Origin of the sequence: Hyphomicrobium sp. 99, from assembly GCF_000384335.2 — a bacterium.
Taxonomy (GTDB): domain Bacteria; phylum Pseudomonadota; class Alphaproteobacteria; order Rhizobiales; family Hyphomicrobiaceae; genus Hyphomicrobium_B.
This window is the reverse complement of the sequence record NZ_KQ031382.1, coordinates 3,836,453-3,854,986: the sequence shown is the minus strand read 5'-3', so window position 1 is coordinate 3,854,986 and position 18,534 is coordinate 3,836,453. Positions and strand designations below refer to the sequence as shown.

The following is an 18,534-nucleotide window of genomic DNA, read 5'->3' as shown; positions in this document are numbered from 1 at the left end:
ATGATGATATCGACGCGAGACATCACGAGAGTTCTGAGGGCTGCAGCGGTCGTGACGGCGCTCGCGGTGGCAGGCTGCTCGGGCAACAAGCTCGACACCTCGGCTCTCAATCCGGATCCGCCCAGCAAGATGTTTGCTGACGCCGACGCGATGATGGCTAAGGGCAATTTCGACGACGCTGCGCAGAAGTTCGAGGCGGTCGATCGCGAGCACCCGTATTCGCAGGAAGCGCGCCGTTCCATCGTCATGGCGGCCTACGCCTACTATCGCGCCGGCAAATCGCCTGAGGCGATCGCTTCCGCCGAGCGTTACATCACGATGCATCCGGGCACGAAGGAAGCGCCACTCGCGCATCACATCATCGCGTCCGCTTATTTCGACGACCTGAAGACCGCGAACCGCGATCAGACGCCGGCTCGCAAGGCGCTCGAGCAGCTGAAGATCTTGAAGAGCCGGTATCCGGACAGCGAGTATGCGCGCGATGCGGACAACAAGATCCGCATCTGTCAGGACAACTTGGCTGCCAACGAAATGGAAGTCGGCCGGTACTATCTCGACAAGCACAATTACGTCGGCGCGATAAACCGCTTCAAGACGGTGGTGAGCGACTATCAGACGACGGCTCACGTTGAAGAAGCGCTTGCTCGTCTGGTCGAGTGCTACATGGCGCTCGGTATCACCAAAGAAGCTCAGAACGCCGCTGCTGTGCTCGGTCACAACTATCCGGACAGCAAGTGGTACAAGGATTCTTACACGCTCTTGGCAAACGGCGGTCTGGCCCCGCGTGAAGACGGCGATTCCTGGCTGTCCAAGGCATGGAACGCGGTGCCTAAGCTGAGCGTACCTAAAATGAGCTTCGGCAGCGGCTGATTTGCCGGTTTTTGCCTGAGAATCGCCTCGTGCTAGAAGTTTGAAGCGCGGCCGGATATCCGCCGCGCTTTCGCTTTGCTTCACGTTATCCGAGATCGTCATGTCTCCAGCAGGTTCGAAAAAGAAATCCAAGGGCAGCGCATCCGCGCCTTCTGAAAAAGAAACGACCGCCGAGGAGATGGCGCGGCTGGCGGCCGAGATTTCGCACCACGACGAACTCTATTACCGGCAGGACGCGCCGGAAATTTCAGATGCCGAGTACGACGCGCTTCGCCGCCGTTTGGATGAACTCGAGAAAGCCCACCCCGAGCTTCGCCGTCCTGACAGTCCGACAAAGACCGTCGGTGCCGCGCCGGTCGCGGCCTTCGGGAAGGTTCGCCATGAAGTTCCGATGCTGTCGCTCGGCAACGCGTTCGACGATCAGGACGTCGTCGATTTCGTCGAGCGCGTGCGCCGCTTTCTGAAGCTTGCCGACGACGATGTCTTGGCGGTTACGGCCGAGCCCAAGATCGACGGGCTTTCGATTTCCATCCGCTATGAGGCGGGCGTTCTTGTTCAAGCGGCGACTCGCGGCGATGGCACGGAGGGCGAGAACGTCACCCAGAACGTCAAAACGGTCAGGGAAATTCCGCACACGCTCAAGGGCAAGGACATTCCCGACTTGATCGAGATCCGTGGCGAGATCTATCTCGGCCACAAGGATTTCGAAAAGCTCAACGCGGCGCAGGCGGCGAGCGGCGACAAGGTCTTCGCCAATCCCCGGAACGCGGCTGCCGGATCGCTTCGGCAGCTCGACGCGTCGATCACGGCGAAACGGCCGCTACGGTTTTTTGCGTATACGTGGGGGGCCGCATCGGAACTTCCCGCCGATACGCAAGCAGGCGTCGTCGCGGCTTTCAAGCGTTGGGGCTTGCCGGTCAATCCGCTGATGCACGCGGCGACGAAGATCGAAGATCTGCTCGCATTCTATCGCGATATCGAGCGGGACCGGGCGGGGCTCGGGTACGACATCGATGGCGTCGTCTACAAGGTCAACCGGCTCGACTATCAGGAGCGGCTCGGGTTCGTGTCGCGGTCGCCGCGCTGGGCCATCGCGCATAAGTTCGCCGCCGAACAAGCGACAACGGTGCTCGAGAAGATCGACATTCAGGTGGGGCGTACCGGCGCGCTCACGCCGGTTGCGAAACTTCGTCCTGTCACTGTCGGAGGCGTCGTCGTGTCGAACGCGACTCTGCACAACGAGGACGAGATCGCGCGGAAGGACATTCGCGAAGGCGATACGGTCGTCGTTCAGCGCGCGGGCGACGTCATTCCACAGGTCGTCGAAGTCGTTCTCGGCAGGCGTCATTCACATTTGAAGCCGTATGAATTTCCGACGGTCTGTCCGGTTTGCGGCAGTCACGCCGTGCGCGAGTCGGTCGAGGAGACCGGTAAGGCAGACGTCGTTCGCCGCTGCACGGGCGGGCTTATCTGTCCGGCTCAGGTGAAGGAACGTCTCAAGCATTTCGTTTCGCGAAACGCCTTCGACATTGACGGACTTGGCGCGGAGAAGATCGAGTTCTTCTTCGATACCGGGCGTATCAAGTCGCCAGCCGACATCTTCACGCTCGAGACGCGCGATCGCGCGTCGGATGAACCTCTGGTCAAAGTTAGAGGGTTCAAGGAAACGTCCGTCCGGAAGCTGTTCTCGGCGATCGATGCGCGCCGCGAAGTGCCGCTCGATCGCTTTCTGTTTGCGCTCGGCATTCGGCATATCGGTGAGACGACGGCGAAGGATCTCGCGAAGGCCTACGGAACGCTCGAAGCCTTGCGCGCAGCAGTCGATGCCGCGGTCGAAGGCGGTAAAGGCAGCGATGCCTACGAAGACATCGACAACATCGAAGGTATCGGCGAGACCGTCGTCGATGCGCTTATCGATTTCTTCGGGGAGCAGCACAATCAGGAACAAGTCGATGCGCTGCTCGCGGAAGTGAAGGTCAAGCCCTACGAGCGTCTGCAAACGAAAGCGTCGCCCGTGACAGGCAAGACGGTCGTCTTTACTGGAACGCTGACGAAGCTGACGCGCAACGAAGCGAAGGCGCAGGCGGAACGGCTTGGCGCGAAGGTTTCGGGGTCGGTTTCGAAAAAGACGGATTACGTCGTCGCGGGTGCCGAAGCCGGTTCGAAGCTCGACAACGCGCGGGCGCTGGGCGTGACGGTGCTCGACGAGGATGGATGGATCGCGCTCGTTGGTCAGAGCTGATCCAAAGTTGCGTTTCAACCTGGTGTGATCGCAATGAATAGTTCGCCGTTGCGCAGTGTGATTTCGATGCCGTCGTCGCCATCGGCCGCTTGCGCCAGAAGCGCAACGATATTTTCGGGGCGTGCGATGCCGTTTGAGGCTTTCAACGGTTCCGGAAAGTGCGGCGCGGCGCTTAGTTCGTAAATTGGAAACATCGATGCTCTCCCTCATGCTCGTCGTTGAGGAAGACCTAAGCGATGGCGGGCTTTTTCCGCTGTCACCGATGAGACAGGCGCTGAGTTTGAACTAGACCGGCTGCGTCGCCTGCTTCAACCAGTTGCGCGTCGAGGCATCGAGGCCCGGCGCGAGCGCGTCATAGACATGCTTATGATAGGCATTGATCCAGTCGCGGTCGCTGGCATCCAGCATTTTGGGGATGATCAGGCGGCGGTCGATGGGCGCGAGTGTCAGCGTTTCGAAGGACATCATCTCGCGGTCGCCACCCTCGATGGGTTCGGGCAGCGTGACGAGCACGACGTTCTCGATGCGAATGCCGTACTCGCCGACTTTGTAATAGCCGGGTTCGTTCGAGATGAGCATCCCGGCGTGGAGCGGTGCCATTCCCGCACGCGAGATCGATTGCGGTCCCTCGTGAACGGACAGATAGCTGCCTATGCCATGGCCTGTTCCGTGATCGAAATCGGCACCGATTTGCCAGAGCGCGCGCCGCGCGAAAGGATCGAGATCGATGCCGCGCGTGCCTTTCGGGAAGCGCGCCGTCGCGACTGCGATATGGCCTTTCAGAACGGCCGTGAAATGCCGCTTCATCTCTTCGCTGGGTTCACCGATAGCGACGGTGCGTGTGATGTCGGTCGTGCCGTCCGGATATTGCCCGCCGCTGTCGATCAAAAAGAGTTCGCCCGGATGCATGCGCCGGTTGGTGTCTTCCGTCACGCGATAATGGACGATGGCGCCGTTCGGCCCCGAGCCCGAAATCGTCGGGAAGCTCACGTCGCGCAGCATATTCGTATCGCGACGGAATTCTTCGAGCTTTTGGACGGCGGTGATCTCATCCAGTGTTCCGTCGGCCGACCAATCGTCGAGCCACGCAAGGAAGCGGACGACGGCGTGTCCGTCGCGCAGGTGTGCAGCTCGTGCGCCGATGACTTCGGCATCGGTCTTGATCGCCTTCGGGACGATGCATGGGTCTTGGCCGTGTGCGACGAGCTTTGGCCCGAGCTTCGCCTCGAACCAATAAGCGGCAGTTTCGGTATCGAGGCGTACGCGCTTGCCCTTGGCTTTCAGTTCTTTCAGCCGGGCCGCGAGCATATCGGGGGAAAGGAGCTTCGCGACCGGCGCAACGGCTGCGCGGGCTTCGGGATCAAAGCGATCGGGCGCGATGAAGAGTTCGGCTTTTCCGCTCGCCGGCACGATGGCAAACGCCAGAACGACTGGATTGTGGGCGACGTCGCTGCCGCGAATGTTGAAGAGCCAGCAGATGGAATCCGGCAATGTCAGGATGACGGCGCTTTGGCCTTCGTCCTTCAGCCGCGCTTGCAGTTCCGCGACCTTGTCGGCGGGAGTTCTGCCAGCGAAAGCGATCGGCTGTGCGATAACCGGATTTTGCGGAGGCGCGGGGCGGGCCTTGCCCCAAATGCTATCGATCGGATTGCTCGCGAGTGCTTTGAGCTTCAGTCCTTTCGGCGCGAGCGCCTTCTGCAGCCGTTCGATCTCGCTTGCGGTGTGGTTCCACGGATCGAAGCCGATGGTCTGGCCTTTTCCCAAATGCCCGATCAACCACTCGGAGAGTTTGTTTCGCGGAAGCAGCGAGACTTCGAAAATGTTCGTGTCGGTCTCGGCGGCTGCCTGCAGGGGGTAGCGGCCGTCGACCATGAGGACGGCGGATTTTTTCGTGACGACGGCGATGCCGGCGGAGCCCGAAAATCCCGTCAGCCATTTCAGGCGCTCTGATGAAGCTGGCACATATTCGCCCTGATGCCTGTCGGCGCGGGGAATGAGAACAGCGTCGAGCTTCGAGCGGACCATCAGTGCGCGAAGCGCCTTTACGCGTTCGGCGACGCGTTCAGGCTCGGACAAAGATTCGAATGTCTGCAGCATGGGTGAGGTTCTAAGCGGCAGATTTCGAGCGGGCAATGGCGATTTCAACGCCGCACGAGCGTCAGTGTGGACCATCCCGTCAAGCGGTCGTGGCGGGCGAGTGAAAAACCATGAGCTCGATAGGTCGCGATGACCTCCGGCGCCTGGGGAATGAGAATGCCCGACAGCACCAACGTTCCCCCGGTTACGACGGATCGCGAGATAGAGGGTGCGAGACGGATCAGGGGGCCTGCGAGAATATTGGCGATGAAGAGGTCAAACGGCGCGCGGGTCCGGACCTTGGGGTGTCCGACGCCACTTCCGACGACGAGCGCGATTCGGCTTGCGGCACCGTTGAGCCTTACGTTTTCAGTCGCGACTTTTACCGACTGCGGATCCATGTCGGCGGCGATGATCTCGGCGTGGGGCAATGCTTTCGATGCCGCAATGGCAAGCACGCCGGAACCGCAGCCAAGGTCAAAGACCCAGTTGAACGATTTCGCGCGCGTCAGCCGGTCAATCGCAAGCAGGCATCCAAGCGTTGTCGCGTGATGGGCGGTGCCGAAGGCTTCTCCAGCATCGATCAGGATCGCATTCGGACCGCCGGCAATGCGCCCCTTGTCGTGGCTGCCATGAATTGTGAAGCGCCCCGCATGGACGGGCGGGAGGGCCGCTTGCGAAATCGCGACCCAGTTGAGGTCGGGCACGGTCTCGACCGTGAACGGGGGTAGCGGGCCTTGCACGAGAGGGCCGAGTTCGGCCGCCAGATCGCGATCGCCCGCGTCGACGTCGAAGTAGGCTTCGAGGCGCCAGCGGCCGGGGCCATCTTCGAAAACGGTCAATGCGTCCGGCGGCGGCTCTATCAGATCCTGCAGCGCGTTGCCGGTCTCATAAGCAAGTGATCGGTCGCCAAACTGCGCCGTGAATTTTTTGACTGCCATTGGATGTTCTGTTCTAGGCCGGTCTGCCTTCGAACTCGTAGCCTTCCGTGCTGACGGGATCGGGTAGGTGGTCGAGGAACAAGTCCCACTTGGCGTCGATATGCTTCGCCGCCTCGGCCGGTGGCAACGTGACGAAGGAGCCATCCGGCTTTTCGACGACGATGCCATCGCGGATTAACCGATCGAGCGCGTCGTCGATCTCGAAATCGATTTTCACGCCGAAGGTGCGGGTCAGGTAATTCTCGATGGCGAGGTCGATGGACGGCAGATCTGCGCGTGTCGACTTCTCCTTGGCGAGAACGCTGTAGAGCAGCATCTCTTCCTTCACGTCCTCTTCGGCGCCGCGGGCCGCGATTTTCAGGATGACGCCGCGATTGTCGGCCATGGTGTGGAAATACAAGTTCTGCGCCATGATGACCATGTAGCGCTGCTTCTGGTTAAGGAAGCCCATGGCTTGCCGAGCGGCGATACCGCCCAGGCCCGCGAGCGCACCAATCGCCGCGATCGGATTGCTCATCAACAGGGCGACCTTGCCGGCCGCGCCTGCTGCACCCATGCCGAGGCCGCCGCCCGCCGTCACTCCGAGGCGAAGCTTGTCCATCGGCCGGAACCGGACTTTGGTGTTGGGAAAGATCATCTCGACGTCGGTGCGCGGAATGTTCTTGAAGAGCTTCAAGTAGATATTCTTTTCATTCATGCTCTTCGGGAAATGCGCGCGGGCTTTGGCGACATATTTCTCGGCCGCCTCACGGGACAGCTTCATGTCGCGCATTGCTTCTTCGATGCACATTTCAACCGGCTTCAACTTGAACATCAAGAATAGCCGCTGGAATATCGGAACGTCGAACTCTTCCTTTCGCAAAAACTTGCGAATGCGGCGTCGTTCGTATTTCCGGTTCGAGGCACCGCGATAAAAGATCGAAATCCGGTCGAACTCGTTCATATCGACGAACAGATCGAGGCCATAGTGGCTATCGCGAGTCAGGATGAGTTCAACGTTGCTCGGATCGATGCGCTCGTAGTTGGCGCGCTTGAGCAGGCTTTCGACGCCTTCGAAGACCCGATGCTTTAAGGTGTCGCGCTCGTCGTCCGAGAAGCTCCTCGTCATCAGCAGGTCGCTGTCGGGCGAGAATGCCTCATAGGTCTGCTCGAGATCGAGAAGCAGTGCGAAATATTGCTGCTGGCGCCAGTAATCGAGATAGCGGAAGAAGCGGCGCGCATCGGCTGCTTGTCCGGCCGGCCAAAGAAAGGGCTTGGTCAGGCGGTCGAGCAGTGCGAAGCGCGTTACGGGAATGAAGCGCTCCCGCTTGCGCGTATCATCGGGTTCGAGAATGTCGATCGGCTGCCGTTCGACGTCCTCGAGGACCTCAGCGGGCTTTGCTTCGAAGTCAGCAAGATCCGAAAGCCGCTGAAAAAGGCTCTGACTCCGATGAAATCGGCCTTCCGCAAAGTCTGCCGACGCCATGCACAACTCCCCGAACTTTTGTTTTCGATACCAGCTTCTTACACAACGAAGTTCATAGCGAGTCGCTGGAGATCAAGCGAGCCTCGCAACCCTTCGTCGCGGAATGATGACGAGCATTTCGCCGAGACCGGTGCGGATCGGCCAGCCTGATTCGCGGTTGACGATACATCACTAAGTTCCCGTTCGCGCTAAATTTTTCGGTTCATAACTTCCGCTCTTGCCATTGTAGGGACCAAGTTGGACTAGGATCATGCACAACTGGGATTAGAGGGGATTTTCGCTTTCGGGGGCGGACGATTATGGGGGCTTTGCGTTTTTTGGCCTCGGGCCTTGCAGTGTGCATGGTCCTTGGGTGCGCTGCCGTCGAGGCAGACGAGCTCGTTCTACCCTACAGTTGCACGATGGAGAAAGGCGCTCCTCGCCTGTCGCCATCGGAAGAGACGACCTATCGCATCATCGGTCCTCGGGAGGATCTTCCATTTTCGTCATGCTCCGGCTCGGCTGCATGGACGTGCGAGACGATGATGGTCTACAAATTTTCGGTCGACTGCGGCGGCCAACGAGTCGCCTGGGCCAGGGTCGCCGCATCGGCGCGCGCTTCGGGCGTTCGCTTACCTGATCAACTTCCTCCCGGTTACGCGCCTGTCAGCAAACTCAGGGGCCGTTTTGTTTTTCCTGGGTTCGCGCATGCGACGACGCTGCCGCAGGTCGCGTCGCAACCGCTTTCCGCTGATGCTGTCATCGAGCCGGCTTCTCTGCGGTCCGAGCCCGAGCCTGCGGCAACGCAATGGATCACGGTCGTCGATCCGGCCGCGGCATCGGCTGCTGCGCCGGGCTCGGGAAATGCGTTGAAGGTCGCAGGCGTTGTCTCGACCCTTCTCATCTCTTTGATGGCGGCCTGCTTAGTCTTGGTGCGACGGCGGCAGCTTATGTCGTTCGAGTTCTTGCATTTTGCCGGAAGAGAAGGACCGCTGCCCGCGCGACTGTGGGACCTCGTGGCGGCATCTTTTGCCCGTGGCGCGTCGGCTTTCCGCAAGAGCTATGAAAACTTCAAAGCCGCATCGGCTCACGATGACGATGACGGTGAAAATGCAAATTCGCTGGCTCACGTGCATGCCCGATTGCATGAAACTGAGCTTCTCGTTGCCGGTCTTCCGGGCGATCTCTTGTTGCGGGATGTGCTCGCATCCGAACTCGACGGTTTATACGATCGCGTGGCGGAGCTTGGACGTCGCGCCGGGCAGATCGGGCCTGAGAAGTTGCGGTCGGCGGTTCGCGCGATTACGCGTGATCTCGACCGCATCGCGCGTATCGCGCAAGGGGCTGTGCCGGTGTCACACGAAGAGAGCGCTGCTGCGGCCGAGCCCGACGCTCCCTCGACGACTTTTGAGGCGTACAGAATTCTCGGGCTCAATCCCGATGCCCCAGATGCCGCCGTCAAGAAGATCGTCGATGCGTTGCGGATGTCATGGCATCCCGATCACGCTCGCGATGAAGCCGACCGCCGCTATCGGGAGCAGAGGATCAAACAGGTCAATGCTGCATGGGATATATTGAAGGTCAGGACAGCCGCGGCGGCTTGATGCAAAATCAAACGGCACCGCTCTCTCAAAAGCGGTGCCGTCAATCATTCGAGTCCGAATGCGTTCTTGTTTTTACTTCATGATGAGTAGCGATGGGCGACCGGAAGGTTTCTGATCTCCTCCTCGGTCAACGGCGGTGTATCTGACAGCAGGTAATTCCTGCGATTTGCCCGGCTCAAATCACGCTGAACACCAATCCGCCGCGCGGGAACGTCCCCGTCCTGTCCGCGCACGACGCCGATCTTACCTCTCAACGGAAAGCGGTAAGTGCTCATGGATAGCTCCTTTCAAGGACTCTACCCTCCCAAACAATGGTCCCACGTTTCGGTTTCATGTCCCTGCTAATTTCTTTTAGATCAGGGACTTAAACGCAAACGCACCCCGTTAACGCCGGCAGAGCCGACGTCCTAAAGTTTTGATTTAGCTGATGAACCCCCACGCTCAACGAGCTGGGGATAATATGTTGTATAATTGCGGCAATACGAAGAAATTTCGCGGCGAGAGTTAGGCGCGATCGGAGCATTATCTATCGCAAAACCGTCATACAGGATCAACGAAACTCGCGACGACGCGCTTCGTCGAGCCGTCATCGAAGTCGATGGTCAGCTTGTTTCCGTCGACGGCCGTCACGGTTCCCTCGCCAAATTTTTCGTGACGCACGCGCGTCCCGGTTTTGAACGAGGGGGCGTTTGCGCTTGAGGCAGCCACCAGCTCGCCTTCGAGGGTCAGCGGTCCCCTGGATCTCTTTTTCGGATCCTTTTTGCTGCTGCTCCAGGATTGCTGAGCGCGTTGCCATCCAGGCGTATTGTAAGTCGACCGGAACGGTTCCGATCCGCCTGTCCGATCAAAGCGGCTCTGCCCGAAGCCCCCTCCGTAGCCGAATGGATCGGGCCTGCCGCCGAACGGCATTTCACTTTCGACCACTTCGACAGCGGCGACGGGCAATTCATCGACAAAGCGGGATGGAAGCGCCGATTGATAAAGGCCGTGCGTCCGGCGGTTTTGAGCAAACGAAATCTTCGCAATCCGCCTTGCGCGCGTGATGCCGACATAGGCGAGCCGCCGCTCTTCCTCGAGGCCGGCTTTGCCGCTTTCATCCATCGAGCGCTGATGCGGAAACAAGCCTTCTTCCCAGCCCGGAAGGAAGACGATGCCGAACTCCAATCCCTTGGCGCCGTGGAGCGTCATCAAGGAGACGCGATCGCCGTCGTTGCCTTTGTCGGCGTCCATGACGAGAGAGACGTGTTCGAGAAAGCCTTGCAACGAGTCGAAGTCGTGCATGAAGCGCACGAGTTCTTTGAGGTTTTCGAGACGCGACTGTGACTGCGGACTTTTGTCAGCCTGCCACATCGCCGTGTAACCGGACTCGTCGAGGATCTGCTCTGCAAGATCCGTGTGGCGCGTGTGCTCCAAGCTCGCGCGCCAGCGTTCGAATGATTGCGTCAGGTCGAATAGCGATTTGCGCGCACGCGGCGTCAGCTCATCGGTTTCAACGATCTCGCGAGCGGCCTGGTAGAGAGGGATCGCGCGAGCGCGCGCCAGTTCGTGGACGCGCTTGACCGTCGTGTCGCCAAGAGCGCGCTTCGGTACGTTGACGATGCGCTCGAATTTCAGATCGTTCGCGGGGTTCGCCACGACGTCGAGATACGCAATCGCGTCCTTGATTTCCTGACGCTCGTAAAAGCGCGGGCCGCCGATGACGCGATAGGGAAGGCCGAGCGTGATGAAACGGTCTTCGATCGCGCGCATCTGGGATGACGCCCGCACCAGAACGGCCATATCGTTCAGGCGTTCGTTCTTGCGCTGAAACTGCTCGATAGATTCGCCGATGGCGCGTGCTTCCGCCTCGTCATCCCAGAAGTTCGCGACGCTGACTTTTGATCCGGCGGCACCGTCGGTGAAGAGCGTTTTGCCGAGACGGCCATCGTTCTTCGCGATGAGGCCGGAGGCGGCGGCGAGAATGTTCGCCGTCGAACGATAGTTGCGTTCGAGCCGGATGACCTTTGCTCCGGGGAAGTCCTTCTCGAAGCGCAGGATGTTGTCCACCTCGGCGCCGCGCCAGCCGTAGATCGACTGATCGTCGTCACCGACGCAGCAGATGTTCGGCGATCCTTTCGCCAGGAATCGCAGCCACAGATATTGGGCGACGTTGGTGTCCTGATACTCATCGACCAGGATATAGCGGAAGCGGCGGTGATAGTCGGCGAGAACGTCGGGGTGCTCGCGGAAGAGCCGCAGACATTCGAGAAGCAAATCGCCGAAGTCGCAGGCGTTGAGATCTTTCAGCCGGGCCTGATAGGCCGCGTACAGTTTCGCGCCCTGGCCAACGGCGAAATTGTAGGCTTCGCCCTCAGGGACTTTATCGGGCGTCAAGCCGCGATTTTTCCAGCTGTCGATCAGATTTGCGAGCTGGCGCGCGGGCCAGCGGTCCTTATCGATGCCGTTGGCTTCGAGGACTTGCTTCAGCAGGCGTACCTGGTCGTCGTCGTCGAGGATCGTGAAGCCTGGCTTCAGGCCGACGAGTTCGACGTGGCGGCGCAGGATCTTGACGCCGATCGAATGGAACGTGCCGAGCCACTGCATGCCTTCGAGCGTTCCGCCGATGAGCGTTCCGATGCGCTCGCGCATTTCGCGCGCGGCTTTGTTCGTGAACGTCACGGAGAGAATTTGCGACGGGTAGGCGCGGCCGGTTGCGAGAATGTGGGCGATGCGGGTCGTCAGGACACGCGTTTTTCCGGTGCCGGCGCCTGCGAGAACCAGCAACGGTCCTTCCGTCGTTTCGACGGCATCGCGCTGTTCTGGATTGAGACCGTCGAGATATGTCGGCTGGCCGCGAGACGCAGCTACGGCGCGCGCCGAAATGGACGGGCTGTTCCTGTCATCCTGGCGCTCCGGTCGGGGCGCCTCCGGCAGATCGAACGGCGGGTCGTCATCGTGCGGCAAATCTCCGCTGCCGGTGGCGTTCGGATTCTGAATTGAGGTCATGGAACTCAGGTAAACCACCGAAGCTGATCGTACAACCGGCGCGGCGCCCCGCCGCGGCCTTGCGGACAGCGTTTGTCAAATCGATCCACAATTATTCAAGCGCCTGAAAAGGCCAACATTTCCGAACAGAGAAGGCGCGTGATTCCCGCGCCTTCGGGCTGCCTCCCGTCCAGGACAGAAGGCGGCGCTATTATCCACTCGCGCTCAATGCGCCGCCGGCTGGCTGGCCGTTGGGCGATGATGGGTTCCGAAGCGCTCCACCATCGTCGCGCTCGCCTCGTTGAGGCCGATGACCTCGACTACTGCGCCATGACGGCGGAGCTTGCGCACGATTTCGTCCAGAGCACCGATCGCCGATATGTCCCAGAAGTGCGCCGCACTGACATCGATCCACACGCGGGCCGGGACATCCGAGTAGTCGAAGGCATCCACGAGACTGCTCGAGGATGCGAAGAACACCTGACCGGTGACGACGTACTTGATATCGTTGCCGTCCTCCGATCTCTTCGTCGAGACGCCCAGGAGCCGAGCGACCTTGGCGGCGAAAAACACGCCGCTCAGCACCACGCCGGTCAAGACTCCGAGGGACAGGTCACGGGTCGCCACGACCACGATCACCGTTGCGAGCATGACGACGGTGGAGGAGAGGGGATGCGAGCGCAAGTTGGCGATGGATGACCAGTTGAACGTGCTGATCGATACCATGATCATCACAGCGACCAATGCCGCCATCGGGATTTGCCTAACCCAATCGCCCATGACGACGATCAAGAACAGCAGGAATGCACCGGCGACGAATGTGGAAAGTCTTGTCCGCGCACCGGCGGTGACGTTGATCACCGATTGTCCGATCATCGCGCAGCCTCCCATCGCACCTAAGAAGCCCGTGACGAAGTTAGCGACGCCTTGGCCGACGCATTCACGGTTCTTGTTGCTGCCGGTGTCGGTCATGTCGTCGACGATCGATGCGGTCAGCAGGCTTTCCAGCAGGCCAACGGCCGCCATCGCTAGAGCGTAGGGCAGGATGATCTTCAGCGTCTCGAGAGTGAATGGGACGTCTGGTATCGCGAAAAAGGGAAGGCTCGACGGGAGTTCGCCCATATCTCCGACGGTGCGAAGCGTGATGCCGGAGTAGATCGTGAAACCAGTTAGAACGATAATGCTGACGAGCGCGGACGGAATTTTCGTCGTGACGAAGGGAAAGAGGTAGATGATCCCGAGGCCCGCGCCGACCATCGCGTAGGTCTCCCAGCCGGCGTGCGTCAGTTGCGGTAGCTGGGCCATGAAGATCAGGATGGCGAGTGCGTTGACGAAGCCGGTCATCACGGAGCGCGACACGAACTTCATCAGCAGGCCGAGCCGCAGCGCTCCGGCCGCGATTTGAATCAACCCCATCAGAACCGTTGCTGCGAACAGGTACTGGAGGCCGTGGTCTTTCACCAACGTGATCATGAGCACCGCCGTCGAGGCGGTCGCGGCCGAGATCATGGCCGGCCGTCCACCGACGATGGCGGTGACGCAAGCAATAGAGAAGGAAGCGTATAGGCCGACCTTCGGATCGACGCCTGCAACAATGGAGAAGCCGATTGCTTCAGGGATAAGCGCCAGGGCGACAAGTATGCCTGAGAGGACCTCAGTGGGGATGTTTGTCAGCCATTCGCGGCGAACAGTCTGGAGCAGTGTCAATCGTTTGAACCAATTTAGTCAGCGAGGCGATGGGCAGTGTCCGGCCGGCCTGGAAGACGGCAGAACGATCGCGATACGCTGAGGGTTTTCCGAGGGATAGGCGCCCGGCCGAGCCACCCGATAAATCGGGTCCGATGAGGCCGCAGAATAACATGTTGCGATGCGGTATCAAGCCCCGCGACCAACCGTTTCAGTTAACTGCGAATTCGCGCTTGAGCTTGTGGCCAGACGATTGGGAATTCGGAATCTGGAACTGCTTTTTTCGGGTGCAACACGGCTTGTTTTCAGAGCGGGCGATGTCGTCACGTTTCACGATCAGTTCGAGTTTTTGCCGTTTTCAATTTAAGTATCGCGCGAGTTGCGGCGGCTAACCGAATACGACAGCTGAACTCAATGTGGTTCTCTCAAACTTCTCGGTACAACGCGGAAATTCCACCGCATTTACAGGACGCGTATGCTTATGATCTAAGGTTGTGAATTCGATTTGTGGGCGCACCGCTTCGCGTCCGTTGGAATTGAGCCAAATTTCAAGTTCAGAGTGAACTGCTGCCGTGTCATACAGGTGTACAAGGCAGGGACGTTATTTCGATGATGTCCGCCACTGTGCTTTGCGTTTCGGGCGCGGCTCAAAGAGACGTTCATGAACAACGGGCTATTATATTTTGGCGGCCTACTGGTCGTTGTTCTTGCGGCGCTTTTTGCCGTACCAAATTTCGTTGACTGGAACGGATATCGTGGCGTCTTCGAGGAGGAGGCGTCGAAGGTTCTTGGCCGTGACGTCCGCGTCGGTGGTTCCGTCAACCTGAAGCTGCTTCCGGTTCCCTACGTCCGCTTCGAGAAGGTTCGCATCGCCAACTTGACTGGGCAGACGGGCGAGCCGTTCGTCCGTGCAGAGAGTTTCACGATGTGGCTTTCCGGACCTGCGCTGCTGCGCGGCGTATTGGAGGCCAGTCAAATCGAGCTCGATAAACCGGTTCTGACACTTGTGGCCGACGATAAGGGCGGCGGGAATTGGACCAATATCGAGTTGAAGCCCGGCGATATGCCGTTCGTGCCGCATGATGTTGCGCTTCGCTCGGTGCGACTCACGGATGGCGCGATATCCATCTACAACGCAGCAGCTGAGCGCGTAGCGTCACTGGACGGCATCGATGGCGAGCTGTCGGCCGATGGCCTCAAAGGTCCGTTCCGTTTCAAAGGTTTGGTTTCCTGGGCGGGAGCCGACCACGACGTCAAATTCGCGACCGATATTCCCGAGCCCGACGGAACCTTCGCGCTCAAAGTTTCCGCACGCGGCGACAGTTCTCCGACCGTCTACATGCTGGACGGGCGGGTTTCCGATCTGAGCAACAAGCCGATATTCAAAGGCAAGTGGACCGGGAAACTTGCCATTCCGGGCAGCGAGACGGTCGCTCCCGGAGGCAAGGCCCCCCCGCTACTCGATCTCAAATCGGACGTCACGGCCGACGCGCTGGGCGCAAAATTCGAGAAGCTCGCGCTAACGCTCGATGACGCGGCCGCCGCGCAAACGATTACGGGATCGGCTGTTGCCACGTGGACGGCGTCGCCCCGGCTCGACATTTCCCTGCAATCGAAATGGCTCGACATCGACAGGCTTGCGGGCGCGGGACAGGGAAGCGCCTCTTTCGCAAAGCTCAAGCAACTCACTGGCGGGTTGATGCAATCCGTTGCAGGCGACAGCACCGCGACGGCGAAGATCAATCTCGAACAGGTGAAAGTTGGCGGCGAAAACGCGGGCGGCCTGTCGCTCGATGCGATCCGTCAAGGCAATGTCACGCACCTCAACACGTTTAAGGTCAGCCTGCCCGGTGGATCGCGGCTCGATCTTGCAGGCGACCTCAAGAACAATGCGGGCAAGTTCAGCTTCGCTGGCAATGCCTTCATCGGCGGCAGCAGTTTTGGGCGGCTGAAAACGTGGGCGGAGAAATCCGGCGTTCCGATTGATTTCGACGCCGACGGTTCCTATTCGGCCGCGGGCAAGCTCGAAGTCGACGATACGCACTTTGCTTTGACAGACGCCTCTGGAGATCTCTCGGGCCGCGCGCTTGCCGGTGAACTCAAGATCCTGCGCGGCGACAGGCAACAAACGGATTTGACGCTGCAGGCCGCCGACCTCGACACGCGTGAAGTTTTTCCGAAAATCGCGGCCGCCCTGAATAGCGAATTCCGCCGCTCGCTCGGTCTTCAAAAAGTCGAAGGCGCAGAAGATCCGCGCGCGGTTTTGCCGGGAGATGTTCGGCTGCGTGTCATCGCCAGCCGGCTGACCGACCGCGACACGGCCTATCGGGATGTCGATGTTTCGTTCGCGATCGAAGGCCGGGACATCAAGCTGCCGGTCGCCAAGCTCACCACCGAGAGCGGACTTTCGATCGAACTCGAGGGTCGCGTCGAGACGCGGGATGGCGGACCGGCTGGCACGTTTGCGTTCGATCTCGTTGGGACGACGCCGGAGGCGATGCGCGATCTCGTCAGCAAGGCCGGTCTTGTGACGGTGCTTGGCGAGGATCGCTTCACGGGACTGAAAGACGGCAAGATCGCCGGGTTGATCCGGCTCGGCCTGAGGTCGCCGACAGCGACCGACGTGACGTTCGACGGAACGTTGAACGGCGCAAATCTCAACGGCACCGCCGAATTCGATGGCGGACTTGAGGGCTGGCGCTCACGTCCAAGCCGCATTCGCACATCACTCGATGCGCCAACTTTGTCGTCGCTGCTGACGACGCTCGGACGGGGTGCAGTCACTAGCCACGCCGTCAGCACAGAACAGCCAGCGCAAGCGGCACGCGCGTCTCTCGTGACGGCCGGCGTTTTCGGCGCAGACGCGGAAGCCCGTGCGGATATCGCGTCACCAGATTTCAATATGAGCTTCACGGGGCATACGCGATGGCCGGAGAACGCTGAACTGGCGCTCAATGGAACGCTCGATTTCAAGGCAGCGCAATTTACCGATGCGCTAGCCATTGCTGGGGTTTCGCTGCCGAGCGGCTCGGAAGACGTTGCAGCTCATGGCTCGCTTCATATTGGCCGTAATGGAAACGATTGGACCGTTGCGGCGCACGATTTCTCGCTTGGCACGTCGACCCTTGCGGGCAATTTGACCGTGACGCCGAAGGCTGAGGCGGTTCAGGTCGCTGGAAATATCGATGCGGATCGCGTCGCGTTTCAGAGCCTGCTCGCGGCCATCACCGACGCGCGCCCGGAGCAGCCCACCGCGGCCGGATCTGACGTCGATAACGACGCTGCCGCGGATGTGCAGCCAATCTGGCCTGAGGGACTGTTCAATTTTGCGGCCCTCGGCAGCACGAATGCGACGCTCAAGATCGCCTTCAAGACGCTCGACTTGAGCGGGGGCCTTGCCACGCACGACGGCAAACTCACGTTGACGCTGGCTCCCGGCAAGCTCGTCGTGAGCGATCTCAATGCGACGGCAGCAGGCGGACAGTTGACTGGGAACGTCGGTTTCGAGAAGGCATCGAATGGTGTCGCTTTCACCTCGACGCTGAAGCTCGAGCAGGCCAAATTGGCGGCCGTTAGTGCAACCGGAAAAGGCACGGCGACGATCGATCTCAAAGCGGAGGCGCGGGCGCAAAGTCCGGCGGGTCTCGTTGCGGTGATGAGTGGGGACGGCACGGCAAAGTTCGCGGACGCGGAAATCCCTGGGCCCTCGACGGCGACCGTTGCACAAATCGTTGACGATGTGCTTGGCGGGAAATTGCAGAACGAGCAGCGGGCGATATCAACGGCCCTTGCCGGTGCACTCAATTCATCGAAGCTGGCAATCGGCAACCGGGAGTTCGCGGTTTCGATCGCGGATGGCTCGATCAAGCTCGACAAGTTCGTGCTCGATGGTCCCGATGGCCGCGTGGAAGGCAATGTTACTGCCGACCTCGCAATGCTCGACATGAATGCGGCTTTCCAGCTTACGTCGAACGTCAGGCCTTTGCCGCCGCCGGCAATTCCGATTGCGAATTGGGCGCCCCCCGCTCCCAAGGGTCCGCTGCCTGCGATCCTGGTGCTTTACGACGGCCCGCTCGATAATCTTGGCGGCTTAACAATCAAAGCGGACGTCGCCACTCTTCAGCGCGAACTCGTCGTTCGCCAGATGGAGCGCAACGTCGAAGAGCTTGAGCAATCGAGGCGCGTCGATGAGGAGCGTATTCGTCTCGAGAAGGAACGCCGGAAGAAGCTCGCTGCCGAGCGAGCTGCGGCCATAGCTGCGGCGAAGAAAAAGGAAATCGAACGTTTGACGCCTGGCGCGGAGACAGCGCCGCAGCCGCAGCCGGATGCATCACCGGCGCCGCCTGTTCCGCCGCAACCACCAGCGACGGAGGGGAGCGCCTCTACGAATGCTCCGGCAGCTCAACAGGCAGAACCGCAAGGCGCGACGAAGCCTGCTGATGCGCCCGGCAACACCGTGTTGACGCCGAAAATAACGGTCGAGCCACTTTCGCAGGAAAGCGTGCCGGGCGGCGAACCGAACGCGGCGACTGGCGCCGTCGTGATCGATCCTGAAACGGGCCTACCCGTTCCGAAGCCTGAGCCGGCGGTGCGGCCATCGTCGGGACGCTCAACGGGCGTCCAGAGGCAGCAGCCGCGCCGAACCTCATCGGATGAGGTGATGAAGAGCCTAGGCGGCTTTCAGTAAATTTGCGTGCAGTAGGCGCG

At 60.2% G+C, this 18,534-nt stretch carries 11 protein-coding genes and 1 other annotated feature; of the genes, 4 read left to right on the top strand and 7 right to left on the bottom strand.

Annotation, left to right across the window (positions count from 1 at the left end):
- Together G359_RS18555 and ligA are read left to right on the top strand one after the other, a co-directional pair.
- Window positions 1-870, top strand: a complete 870-nt coding sequence (locus G359_RS18555; protein WP_045838228.1) for an outer membrane protein assembly factor BamD — start codon at window positions 1-3, stop codon at window positions 868-870.
- A gap of 100 nt (window positions 871-970) precedes the next feature.
- The gene (gene ligA / locus G359_RS18550; protein ID WP_045838227.1) at window positions 971-3,112 is read left to right on the top strand and encodes an NAD-dependent DNA ligase LigA; all 2,142 of its coding nucleotides are present in this window, start codon (window positions 971-973) and stop codon (window positions 3,110-3,112) included.
- Between the two features lie 14 nt (window positions 3,113-3,126).
- On the opposite strand, the gene G359_RS18545 is transcribed toward ligA, so the two are convergent.
- The 4 genes from G359_RS18545 to G359_RS18530 all read right to left on the bottom strand — a co-directional run bounded on the left by G359_RS18545 (window position 3,127) and on the right by G359_RS18530 (window position 7,594).
- On the bottom strand, window positions 3,127-3,306 hold the full coding sequence (locus tag G359_RS18545) for a hypothetical protein (RefSeq protein ID WP_045837321.1): 180 nt from the start codon (window positions 3,304-3,306) through the stop codon (window positions 3,127-3,129).
- Between the two features lie 91 nt (window positions 3,307-3,397).
- On the bottom strand, window positions 3,398-5,209 hold the full coding sequence (locus tag G359_RS18540; protein WP_045837320.1) for an aminopeptidase P family protein: 1,812 nt from the start codon (window positions 5,207-5,209) through the stop codon (window positions 3,398-3,400).
- 44 nt (window positions 5,210-5,253) lie between these two features.
- A complete protein-coding gene (locus G359_RS18535; RefSeq protein WP_045837319.1) occupies window positions 5,254-6,129 on the bottom strand; it encodes a 50S ribosomal protein L11 methyltransferase in 876 nt (291 codons plus the stop codon).
- Between the two features lie 13 nt (window positions 6,130-6,142).
- Complete coding sequence (locus G359_RS18530; RefSeq protein ID WP_045837318.1) at window positions 6,143-7,594, bottom strand: TMEM143 family protein; 1,452 nt, start codon at window positions 7,592-7,594, stop codon at window positions 6,143-6,145.
- 341 nt (window positions 7,595-7,935) lie between these two features.
- Between G359_RS18530 and G359_RS18525 the strand changes: the two genes are divergently transcribed.
- The gene (locus G359_RS18525) at window positions 7,936-9,177 is read left to right on the top strand and encodes a J domain-containing protein (RefSeq protein WP_245280087.1); all 1,242 of its coding nucleotides are present in this window, start codon (window positions 7,936-7,938) and stop codon (window positions 9,175-9,177) included.
- Between the two features lie 77 nt (window positions 9,178-9,254).
- On the opposite strand, the gene G359_RS20235 is transcribed toward G359_RS18525, so the two are convergent.
- The 3 genes from G359_RS20235 to G359_RS18515 form a co-directional block, all read right to left on the bottom strand.
- Entirely contained in the window at window positions 9,255-9,452 is a 198-nt protein-coding gene (locus G359_RS20235) for a hypothetical protein (protein WP_082073014.1), read from the bottom strand.
- 265 nt (window positions 9,453-9,717) lie between these two features.
- Window positions 9,718-12,162, bottom strand: a complete 2,445-nt coding sequence (locus tag G359_RS18520) for an ATP-dependent helicase (RefSeq protein ID WP_045837316.1) — start codon at window positions 12,160-12,162, stop codon at window positions 9,718-9,720.
- A gap of 204 nt (window positions 12,163-12,366) precedes the next feature.
- Window positions 12,367-13,848 carry a SulP family inorganic anion transporter gene (locus G359_RS18515; protein ID WP_045837315.1) on the bottom strand — a complete coding sequence of 494 codons (1,482 nt, stop codon included), beginning with the start codon at window positions 13,846-13,848 and terminating at the stop codon, window positions 12,367-12,369.
- Between the two features lie 83 nt (window positions 13,849-13,931).
- Window positions 13,932-13,984: a sequence feature (sul1 is cis-regulatory element that is thought to sense ions involved in sulfur or methionine metabolism; They are found in Alphaproteobacteria), on the bottom strand.
- A 504-nt stretch (window positions 13,985-14,488) separates the two neighbouring features.
- Here G359_RS18515 and G359_RS18510 point away from each other — a divergent pair.
- Window positions 14,489-18,514, top strand: coding sequence for an AsmA family protein (locus tag G359_RS18510; protein WP_045837314.1), 4,026 nt, complete (start codon window positions 14,489-14,491; stop codon window positions 18,512-18,514).
- Window positions 18,515-18,534: the final 20 nt, after the last annotated feature.

What these genes read in the sequence shown, in the direction of transcription:
- G359_RS18555 (WP_045838228.1), top strand. Translation starts at nt 1, where the DNA reads ATGATGATATCGACGCGAGACATCACGAGAGTTCTGAGGGCTGCAGCG.
- ligA (WP_045838227.1), top strand. Translation starts at nt 971, where the DNA reads ATGTCTCCAGCAGGTTCGAAAAAGAAATCCAAGGGCAGCGCATCCGCG.
- G359_RS18545 (WP_045837321.1), bottom strand. Translation starts at nt 3,306, where the DNA reads ATGTTTCCAATTTACGAACTAAGCGCCGCGCCGCACTTTCCGGAACCG.
- G359_RS18540 (WP_045837320.1), bottom strand. Translation starts at nt 5,209, where the DNA reads ATGCTGCAGACATTCGAATCTTTGTCCGAGCCTGAACGCGTCGCCGAA.
- G359_RS18535 (WP_045837319.1), bottom strand. Translation starts at nt 6,129, where the DNA reads ATGGCAGTCAAAAAATTCACGGCGCAGTTTGGCGACCGATCACTTGCT.
- G359_RS18530 (WP_045837318.1), bottom strand. Translation starts at nt 7,594, where the DNA reads ATGGCGTCGGCAGACTTTGCGGAAGGCCGATTTCATCGGAGTCAGAGC.
- G359_RS18525 (WP_245280087.1), top strand. Translation starts at nt 7,936, where the DNA reads ATGGTCCTTGGGTGCGCTGCCGTCGAGGCAGACGAGCTCGTTCTACCC.
- G359_RS20235 (WP_082073014.1), bottom strand. Translation starts at nt 9,452, where the DNA reads ATGAGCACTTACCGCTTTCCGTTGAGAGGTAAGATCGGCGTCGTGCGC.
- G359_RS18520 (WP_045837316.1), bottom strand. Translation starts at nt 12,162, where the DNA reads ATGACCTCAATTCAGAATCCGAACGCCACCGGCAGCGGAGATTTGCCG.
- G359_RS18510 (WP_045837314.1), top strand. Translation starts at nt 14,489, where the DNA reads ATGAACAACGGGCTATTATATTTTGGCGGCCTACTGGTCGTTGTTCTT.